This is a genomic window from Microbacterium sp. Beta (assembly GCF_005502545.1).
Lineage (GTDB): Bacteria > Actinomycetota > Actinomycetes > Actinomycetales > Microbacteriaceae > Microbacterium > Microbacterium oxydans.
Map to the genome: position 1 here is coordinate 1 of NZ_SCOG01000045.1, position 8,153 is coordinate 8,153.

Below are 8,153 nucleotides of genomic sequence, written 5' to 3' on the forward strand. Positions count from 1 at the left end.
GCTCCGGCCCCTGCGCCCGCGCCACCAGCGCCGCCCGCAGGTGACGACGACGATGACGACGACGACGGCGGCGACGATGACTGATGCGCCCACGCTGCCCCTCGACCTCGAGGGCGCCGGCTCCGCGGCGCCGCGGAATGCGCGAGCGATCCCCCACGTCTCCGCATCGACCGGTGCGCCGCTGCGCACGCTGCGCCGCCGCACCCTGCCCGCGCGCTGGCGGATCACCCTGTGGATCATCCTCAGCACCGCGATCACGCTGCTCGCGGTCGGCATGATCGGTCGGAGCATCTTCCTCGCGGGTGTCGAGCAGTCGGCCAATGCGGAGATCGAGCAGGAGGCCGCGGAGTTCGCCCGTTTCGCGGAGGACGCCGCGGTCAGCGGCCACACCACCCCGGAGGAACTGGTCAGCGAGTACGTCGCCCGGCAGTCCGTGCACGAGAACGAGGTCGTCGTCGCGTCGGTCGGCGGCGAGGTGATCGCCGTCGCGAACGGACGGGTGGAGGCGACGGATCCTGCCGCGCTCTCCGCCGTGCCAGGGGGAGAAGCGCTCGTGACCGGTCTGCTCGGCCAGTCGGCGTCCTCCGGTGCGATGGAGGCGCCGGACGCGGGGCCCCTGCGCTGGGGGAGGCTGGAATTCACCGCAGGCGACCGCGCCGGTGCCGTCCTGATCGTGCAGTACACGCAGGAAGCGCGATCCCAGGTCGATGCCGGGTTCACCACGATCGCGTGGGTCGCGTTGATCGGCATCGTGCTCAGCTCAGGCGTCGCCTGGCTCGTGGCCGGCCAGATCCTCGCCCCTGTGCGTGAGGTCTACCGCGTCGCCCGCGACATCGGCGAGCACGATCTCTCCGCGCGGGTGCCGGTCGACGGGACGGATGACATCGCCGCCGTGGCCACCACCTTCAACCAGATGCTCGACCGCCTCGAAGCCGTGCACGCCACGCAGCAGCGGTTCGTCGACGACGCCGGGCACGAGCTGCGCACGCCGATCACGATCGTCCGCGGGCAGCTGGAGCTCTTGAGCGAGGAGCCGGAGGAGCGGGCGGCGACCCTGCGACTCGTGAGCGACGAGCTCGATCGGATGAGCCGCATCGTCACCGACCTGCTCGTCCTCGCCCGTGCCGAGCAGCCCGACTTCGTGCGCGTCGCCGACTGCGACGTCGCCGCTCTCACCCTCGACATCGAGGCCAAGGCGCAGAACCTCGGTGATCGCCGCTGGCAGCTCATGGAAGTGGCGGAAGGCACAGCGCCTCTCGACCCGCAGCGGGTCACTCAGGCCGTGCTGCAACTCGCGGCGAACGCGGTGCAGGTCACGGAGCCGGGTGACCGCATCCTGATCGGCTCGCGCTTCGACGGCGAGGGCGGCGAACGCCGGCTGCGGCTGTGGGTGCGCGACAGCGGCCCCGGGGTCGCAGCGGCTGACGCCGAGCGCATCTTCGAGCGTTTCGCCCGCGGAGACAGCTCCGGCGCACGCCGCGGTTCGGGCCTCGGACTCGCGATCGTGCGGGCGATCACCGACGGGCACGACGGCTCAGCCTGGGTCGACAGCGTCTTCGGGGAAGGGGCCACTTTCGGCATCGACCTCCCCGCCCCGACCACCGCCCCGACCACCGTGCGGCCACAGTCCGCATCAGAGAGGAGCGAGTGAGATGCGCAGCATCCTGATCGCCGAAGACGACCCGCACATCACCTCGTTCGTGCGGCGGGGTCTGCGTGCAGCCGGCTACGAGACAGCCGAGGCCGCTGACGGACACACCGCCCTGCTGATGGCGCGCAGCGGCACGTTCGACCTGGTGCTGCTGGACATCGGGCTCGGGGGCATGGACGGATTCGACGTGCTCGCCAACCTTCGTGGCGAGGGCGTCGCGACGCCGGTGATCATCCTCACCGCCCGCGATTCTGTCATCGACACCGTGCGCGGCCTGGAGAGCGGGGCCAACGACTACGTCACCAAGCCGTTCCAGTTCGCTGAACTCATCGCACGTGTGCGGTTGCGGATCGGCGACGGCGAGGGGAGGACTGCCGGTCCGGTGCTCACTCACGGCGATGTGCGGGTCGATGTGCGGGCCCGTACCGTCACGGTCGACGGAGACATGCGCGAACTCACCTCGCGTGAGTTCGCGCTGCTCGAGGTGTTCCTGCAGAACGCCGGTCAGGTGCTGTCGCGCGACCAGCTGATCGGTCACGTCTGGGGGATGGACTTCGATCCGGCCTCCAATGTGGTCGACGTGTACGTGCGGGCGCTGCGCGGCAAGATCGGCGTCGACCGCATCGAGACCGTGCGCGGGGCGGGATACCGGTTCCGATGAACACTCGTTCCGAGAACACGTCACCCGTGGGGGAGACGGTGGTCGAGCGGGCACGCTTTGCGACCATGCCGCCCGAGCGCCGACCGCTGCCCGTCGAACGCCGATCCGTGCGCCGGCGGCTCGGGCGCGCGGGTGCGCTCCGCGTGGTCGCGCTCGGGCTCGTGCTGACGGCCGGGGGCGCGATGCTCCTGGCCGCGCTGACCCGATCGCCGGGGAGCGGCGCGCCCACCCTGCCGATCGCGGTGACGCTCGCGGTCTTCCTGCTCGCCGTATGGGCATGGACCTCGACGCGTCTGGACGACACACTCGTCGCCTTCCTCGCCGCGATCGCCCTCATCGTCACCGGGGTACTGCCGGCACGCGACTTCTTCGCCTCGCTCGGCGACGAGACGATCTGGCTGCTCATCGGGGCGTTCGTGATCGCCTCCGCGGTGGCCACCTCGGGGCTGGCCCTGCGTGGCGCCGCCCACCTGCTGCGATTCGCGCGGGGTCCACGGAGCCTGTTCCACCTCATGACGGTCGCGCTCACGCTCACCGCTTTCGCCGTGCCGGCGACGTCAGGGCGGGCGGCGCTCGCCGTCCCCGTGCATACCGCGGTCGCCACCGCGCTTCCCGAACGCGACAGGGTGATCCGTGCGCTGGCGCTCCTGATGCCGACCGTGGTGCTGCTGTCGGCTGTCGGCTCGCTGCTCGGGGCCGGAGCACACATCGTCACGGACCAGCTGCTGCGCGCCGCAGGGGAGGAGGGCTTCACGTTCTCGAGCTGGCTCTGGCTCGGACTGCCGCTCGCCGTGGTGTCGTCGCACCTGGCGTGCGAGATCATCCTCTGGCGCTTCACCCGGAGCGAAGACCGCACCACACGTCTTCGACTGAGCACTGCGGAGATCGGCCGCTCCGCGTCGACGGCCGTGACCGGGCCGCTCAGCACCCTGGAGCGACGAGCCGCCCTGCTGCTGGGGGCGGTGATCCTGCTCTGGGCCACCGAGCCGCTGCACCATCAGTCGCCGGCCCTGGTCGCGCTCCTCGGGGCCGTCGCCGCCGTGACGCCGGGGATCGGCTGCCTGACGTTCCCCGCCGCGATCAAGCGCGTGCCGTGGTCGCTGTTGCTGTTCCTCGCGGCCACCCTCGCGCTGGCGTCCGCGCTCACCACCACCGGCGCTGCCGCATGGCTGAGTTCGTCCGCGCTCGCACCGCTGCGTGGACTCGGCGCTGCCGGGGCCGTGGCCTTCGTGCTCGTCGTCATCGCGATCTCGACGGCGGCGCATCTGCTGATCCCCTCGCGGTCGGCCCGTTCCGCGGCGATCATCCCCGTCGTGGTCGCGCTCGCTCCCGCCCTCGGCGTCTCACCGACGGCTGCAGCCTTCGCCTCGACAGCGGCTGCCGGCTTCTGCCACACGCTTCCCAGTTCGGCGAAACCCGTCGCGATGTTCGCTGACCCCGACATCGTCAGCGGTGGTTTCAGTCCGCCGGATCTGCGTCGACTCTCGGTGGTACTGGCTCCCGCGATGTTCGTGCTCGTCGCGGTGTTCGCCCTCTGGGTATGGCCGTCGATGGGGCTGCCTCTGTTGCTCTGACCCGCAGCGTCCCGTTCACCCACCCGCTTCACTCCGCGTGCGCCGCCGGTGCACCGGTGCTCGTCGTGCCCGCACACCGGGCGCTCGTCGCCCGTTCGGGCGCAGAAGGAGGAATCATGTCCATCCACATCCCGCAGCGCATCCTGGTCGCACCCAGCGGATTCAAGGAGAGCCTCAGCGCCGAGGCCGTCGCCCAGGCGATCGCCGCCGGTGTGCGTCGGGTCATCCCCGGCGTGCAGGTGGACGAGTATCCGGTGCCGGACGGCGGGGAGGGCACGGCAGCCGCGCTCGCCGCGGCGACGGGCGGCGAACTCGTCGCCGCCCGGGTTACGGGGCCCGTCGGCGACGCGGTCGACGCGCAGTGGGCGCGGCTCGGAGGGCGCGGCTCGGGAACCGCCGTGGTGGAGATGGCATCCGCCGCGGGGCTGCGACTCGTGCCGCGCGACCGCCGCGACCCCGGTGCGACCACGACCCACGGTGTCGGCGAGCTGATCGCGGCCGCGTTGGACTCGGGTGCCGAGCGGATCGTGGTCGGCTGTGGCGACTCGGGGACGAGCGATGGGGGCGCGGGCGCACTCGAAGCCCTCGGGGCCCGCATCCTCGATCGCGATGGCGCGCCTGTGGCTGCGGGCGGTCGGCACCTCCGGGACGCGGTGCACCTCGATCTGTCGGGCCTCCATCCGCGCATCGGCGAAGTCGAGATCGTGCTGGCGTGCAACATCCACAACGTGCTGTGCGGTCCGCGCGGCGTCGCCAGGGTGTTCGGACCACAGAAGGGGGCGACACCGGAGCAGGTGGAGCAGTTGGCCGAGGCGCTCGGCATCTGGGCTGCTCTCCTCGAAGAGCAGAGCCCGTTCGGTGCCGCGATGGATGTGCGCACCGGTGGAGGCACTGGCGCATCGGGCGGTCTCGGGGCCGGGCTGGCCGCAGTGCTCGGCGCCCGCCTCGCTCCGCGCTTCGAGGTGCTGCTGGACAGCGACCTGCTGCCGGAGCCGATCGACGGATTGATGGCCATGGCCGACCTGGTCATCACGGCGGAAGGCGCCATCGACTTCCAGACTCCGCGCGGAAAGGTGCCGGCCGAGATCGCCATGCGCGCCCGCGTCGCCGGCGTCCCCGTGCTCGGAATCGCCGGGTCTCTGGGCGTCGGTGCTCCGACCGTGCACGACATCGGCATCGACGCGATCGCCTCGATCCTCACCGTGCCGATGCCCCTCGAGCAGGCGGTGGAGCAGGGCGAGGCGCTGCTGCGAGACGCCGCGGAGCGCAGCATGCGGATGGTCCTGCTCGGATCGGCGATGTCGGCACGGGCCGCCTGAAGCGTGGCGGAGCGCCGGCTGCGGGCCTGACGCACAGCGCGGCCTCGGTAGGATCGAGGGGTGGCAGTGAACCAAGATCTGGTCGGCCGGGAGTTCCCGCCGACGGCCCCGTACCTCGTCGGCCGGGAGAAGGTGCGCGAGTTCGCTCGTGCCGTCTTCGCCGACGCCCCGCAGCACACCGACGTCGAGGCGGCCCGCGCAGCCGGCTTCTCCGACGTCGTGGCGCCGCCGACGTTCGCGATGGTCATCCAAGACCTCACGCTTCAGCAGCTGCTGGGTCAGGAGGACTCCGGCATCGCGCTCGAGCGCACCATCCACGCAGAGCAGCGCTTCACCTACACGCGCCCGATCGTCGCAGGAGATGAGCTCACCGCCCAGCTGCGTGTCACCGGCATCCGCATGATGGGCGGGAACGCGATGATCACCAGCGAGGCCGAGATCACCGACCCGGCGGGAGCCCACGTCGTGACCGCCACCAGCGTGCTGCTCGTCGGCGCCGAGCCGAGCGCCGAGGAAGAGGGGGCCGCCTGATGGGCTACACCGTCGGAGACGTGGTCGCCGAGCGCACCGTGCACCTCACCCGCGAATCGCTCGTCCGCTACGCGGGAGCATCCGGGGACTTCAACCCCATCCACTACCGCGACGACGTGGCGGCCTCTGTCGGGCTCCCCGGCGTGCTCGCGCACGGCATGCTCACGATGGGCATCGCCTCGTCGGTGGTCGTCGCCGCACTCGCACCGGAGACGCGCATCCTCGATTACGGGGTGCGCTTCACCAAGCCCGTCGTGGTCGACCCGGTCGAGGGCGCCGATGTCACCGTCGTGGCCACCGTCGGCGCTGTCGACGACGAGGTCGCCCGCATCGACCTCAAGGTCACGTTCGGCGACACCACCGTGCTCGTCAAGGCGCAGCTGCGCGTCGCCGTCTGATGAGGACGGTCTGATGCGGGAGATCGAGGCGGTCCGGCTCGCGGAGCTGACCACACTGCGCACGGGCGCGGCGCCGGAGCGGATGTTCGAGGCGACGACGACTTCCGGACTGGTCGACGCTCTGCGCGAGACCTGGGCGCGGGGCGACGAGTGGTTCGTCCTCGGTGGCGGATCCAATCTCTTCGTGGGCGACGAGCCGTTCGAGGGCACGGTCATCCGCGTGCGCACCGAGGGCATCGACGAGCTGCCGTCCCCCCACGCGGGTCGCATCCGTCTGCGTGCGCACGCCGGACACGGCTGGGACGACTTCGTCGCGTACGCCGTCGCGCACGGCTACGCGGGTCTCGAGGCGATGAGCGGGATCCCCGGTACCGTCGGCGCGGCCCCCGTGCAGAACATCGGCGCGTACGGCCAGGAGATCCAGGAGACGCTGGTCGAGGTCGAGCTGATCGACGAAGCGACCGGCGAGGTCTCGACCGTTCCCGCCGCGGAACTCGGGCTGGGCTTCCGCACCTCGGTGCTCAAGCATCACCACGGCAGCGTGCCGCTGCGCCGTGCCGTGATCCTCTCGGTGACCGTCGACCTGCTGGTCGCCGGTGAGCGCGTGGTGCGCGGCGAGCAGCTGCGTCGGGCGCTCGGCCTCACGGACGACACCCCGGTTCCGCTGGGCTGGGTGCGGGAGCGCATCCTGGCGACTCGGGCATCGAAGGGCATGCTGCTCGATGCGGACGACCCGGACACCCACGGCGTCGGCTCGTTCTTCCAGAACGCGATCGTGACGGCGACCGTGGCCGCAGCGCTGCCGCCGGAATGCCCGCGCTGGCCGGTCGCCCCCGACCTCGACGCCGTGACGGTCATCCCGCTCGCGTCCTACGACGGGCAGGTGCCGCTGTCGAAGCCGGCCGCCGTCTCCGACGTCAAGGTGAGCGCGGCGTGGCTCATCGAGCAGGCAGGCATCCGCAAGGGGTTCAAGCTGCCGCACTCCCGCGCATCCGTGTCGACGAAGCACGCGCTCGCTCTGACCAACCGAGGTGGCGCGACCGCTGGTGAGGTCGCCGAGCTCGCGCGGTTCATCCAGAGCAGGGTGCACGCCGAGTTCGGTCTCGTGCTGCAGCCGGAGCCCGTTCTCGTCGGCGTCGAGCTCTAGAGCGTCGAGGGGTAGGGCACGTCGTCGGTCGCGGCTACACTCGCGGCATGAGCGGACTGATCCCGTACCTGTTGTTCCCCGGCAACGCCGCAGAGGCGCTCGGTCACTATCGATCGGTGTTCGGCGGTGAGCTCCAGCTGCTCGACTATGCCACGGCAGGACGCCACGACGGTCCGGGCGACGCGGTCGCGCACGGACAGCTGAGCGGGCCGGTCGAGGTCGCCGGGGCGGATGCGGGTGCGGATGACGACGCGGTGCAGATGAGCGGCATGTTCCTCTCGCTCCTCGGCACAGCGGATGCCCTGACCCTCACCGACTGGTACGACAAGCTGGCGGCAGACGGACGAGTCATCGACGCGCTGCAGAAGCGTCCGTGGGGAGACTTCGACGGCACGCTCGTCGACCGCTACGGCGTCCGCTGGCTGATCGGCTTCCACCCCGAGGACTGAGGTGTGTCCCTGCCGAAGTAGGGACGAGACGACGGCAGGAAGATCAGCACGACCGCCGTGGTGGTGAGGACGAGGGCCGCGAGGCCGACCGGGAACTCCCAGGTCGTGCCCGTTGCCGCAGGGACGTAGAGCGCGAGAGGGAGCGGGAACAGCACGGTCGCGTATCGGGCCCACGACTTTCCTCTTGTGACGAGCACGGTGATGGTCGCGTAGACGACCACCGGTACGAAGGGGAGCACACTGAGCAACGCTCGCCACTCTCCTCCCCAGTACCAGAGGAAGGGGGCGACCAGGAGCGAGGCGAAGAAGATCAGCACGGTCACCGTGATCAGGATGGCGAAGGCCACCCGCAGACTCACAGGCATCCCCTCACCCTCCACTTCGTCGCCCTCCATCCCCATACCTCCAGTATCCCCCCTCACC

8 protein-coding genes and 1 pseudogene are annotated in these 8,153 nt (G+C 71.0%); 8 read left to right on the top strand and 1 reads right to left on the bottom strand.

Translation table 11 applies throughout. The features are described 5' to 3' along the window. The first annotated feature begins 76 nt into the window (after window positions 1-76). The 8 genes from FFS56_RS20120 to FFS56_RS20155 all read left to right on the top strand — a co-directional run bounded on the left by FFS56_RS20120 (window position 77) and on the right by FFS56_RS20155 (window position 7,730). Window positions 77-1,651 (top strand): ATP-binding protein, encoded by a 1,575-nt coding sequence (locus tag FFS56_RS20120; protein ID WP_082108629.1) that lies wholly within the window; start codon window positions 77-79, stop codon window positions 1,649-1,651. Window position 1,652: 1 nt separating this feature from the next. Then, a complete protein-coding gene (locus FFS56_RS20125; RefSeq protein WP_046747831.1) occupies window positions 1,653-2,312 on the top strand; it encodes a response regulator transcription factor in 660 nt (219 codons plus the stop codon). Further along, window positions 2,309-3,886, top strand: a complete 1,578-nt coding sequence (locus FFS56_RS20130) for an SLC13 family permease (RefSeq protein ID WP_212742689.1) — start codon at window positions 2,309-2,311, stop codon at window positions 3,884-3,886. Before FFS56_RS20125 ends, FFS56_RS20130 begins: the two co-directional genes overlap by 4 nt. A gap of 116 nt (window positions 3,887-4,002) precedes the next feature. Continuing rightward, entirely contained in the window at window positions 4,003-5,205 is a 1,203-nt protein-coding gene (locus tag FFS56_RS20135) for a glycerate kinase (RefSeq protein ID WP_127012571.1), read from the top strand. A gap of 60 nt (window positions 5,206-5,265) precedes the next feature. Next, window positions 5,266-5,736 carry a MaoC family dehydratase N-terminal domain-containing protein gene (locus tag FFS56_RS20140; RefSeq protein ID WP_061018537.1) on the top strand — a complete coding sequence of 157 codons (471 nt, stop codon included), beginning with the start codon at window positions 5,266-5,268 and terminating at the stop codon, window positions 5,734-5,736. Then, window positions 5,736-6,134 (top strand): MaoC/PaaZ C-terminal domain-containing protein, encoded by a 399-nt coding sequence (locus tag FFS56_RS20145; protein WP_046747834.1) that lies wholly within the window; start codon window positions 5,736-5,738, stop codon window positions 6,132-6,134. Before FFS56_RS20140 ends, FFS56_RS20145 begins: the two co-directional genes overlap by 1 nt. A gap of 13 nt (window positions 6,135-6,147) precedes the next feature. Beyond that, window positions 6,148-7,281 carry a UDP-N-acetylmuramate dehydrogenase gene (locus tag FFS56_RS20150; RefSeq protein ID WP_046747835.1) on the top strand — a complete coding sequence of 378 codons (1,134 nt, stop codon included), beginning with the start codon at window positions 6,148-6,150 and terminating at the stop codon, window positions 7,279-7,281. Between the two features lie 47 nt (window positions 7,282-7,328). After that, window positions 7,329-7,730 carry a VOC family protein gene (locus FFS56_RS20155; RefSeq protein ID WP_058632594.1) on the top strand — a complete coding sequence of 134 codons (402 nt, stop codon included), beginning with the start codon at window positions 7,329-7,331 and terminating at the stop codon, window positions 7,728-7,730. Here the strand turns inward: FFS56_RS20155 and FFS56_RS20160 are convergent. Beyond that, window positions 7,688-8,153, bottom strand: a pseudogene (locus FFS56_RS20160) (hypothetical protein); the annotation flags it as partial. The gene FFS56_RS20155 and the pseudogene FFS56_RS20160 sit on opposite strands and share 43 nt — an antisense overlap.

Excerpts from the sequence above, each read along its gene's own strand:
- FFS56_RS20145 (WP_046747834.1), top strand. The coding sequence starts at position 5,736 with ATGGGCTACACCGTCGGAGACGTGGTCGCCGAGCGCACCGTGCACCTC.
- FFS56_RS20155 (WP_058632594.1), top strand. The coding sequence starts at position 7,329 with ATGAGCGGACTGATCCCGTACCTGTTGTTCCCCGGCAACGCCGCAGAG.
- FFS56_RS20125 (WP_046747831.1), top strand. The coding sequence starts at position 1,653 with ATGCGCAGCATCCTGATCGCCGAAGACGACCCGCACATCACCTCGTTC.
- FFS56_RS20130 (WP_212742689.1), top strand. The coding sequence starts at position 2,309 with ATGAACACTCGTTCCGAGAACACGTCACCCGTGGGGGAGACGGTGGTC.
- FFS56_RS20150 (WP_046747835.1), top strand. The coding sequence starts at position 6,148 with ATGCGGGAGATCGAGGCGGTCCGGCTCGCGGAGCTGACCACACTGCGC.
- FFS56_RS20135 (WP_127012571.1), top strand. The coding sequence starts at position 4,003 with ATGTCCATCCACATCCCGCAGCGCATCCTGGTCGCACCCAGCGGATTC.
- FFS56_RS20120 (WP_082108629.1), top strand. The coding sequence starts at position 77 with ATGACTGATGCGCCCACGCTGCCCCTCGACCTCGAGGGCGCCGGCTCC.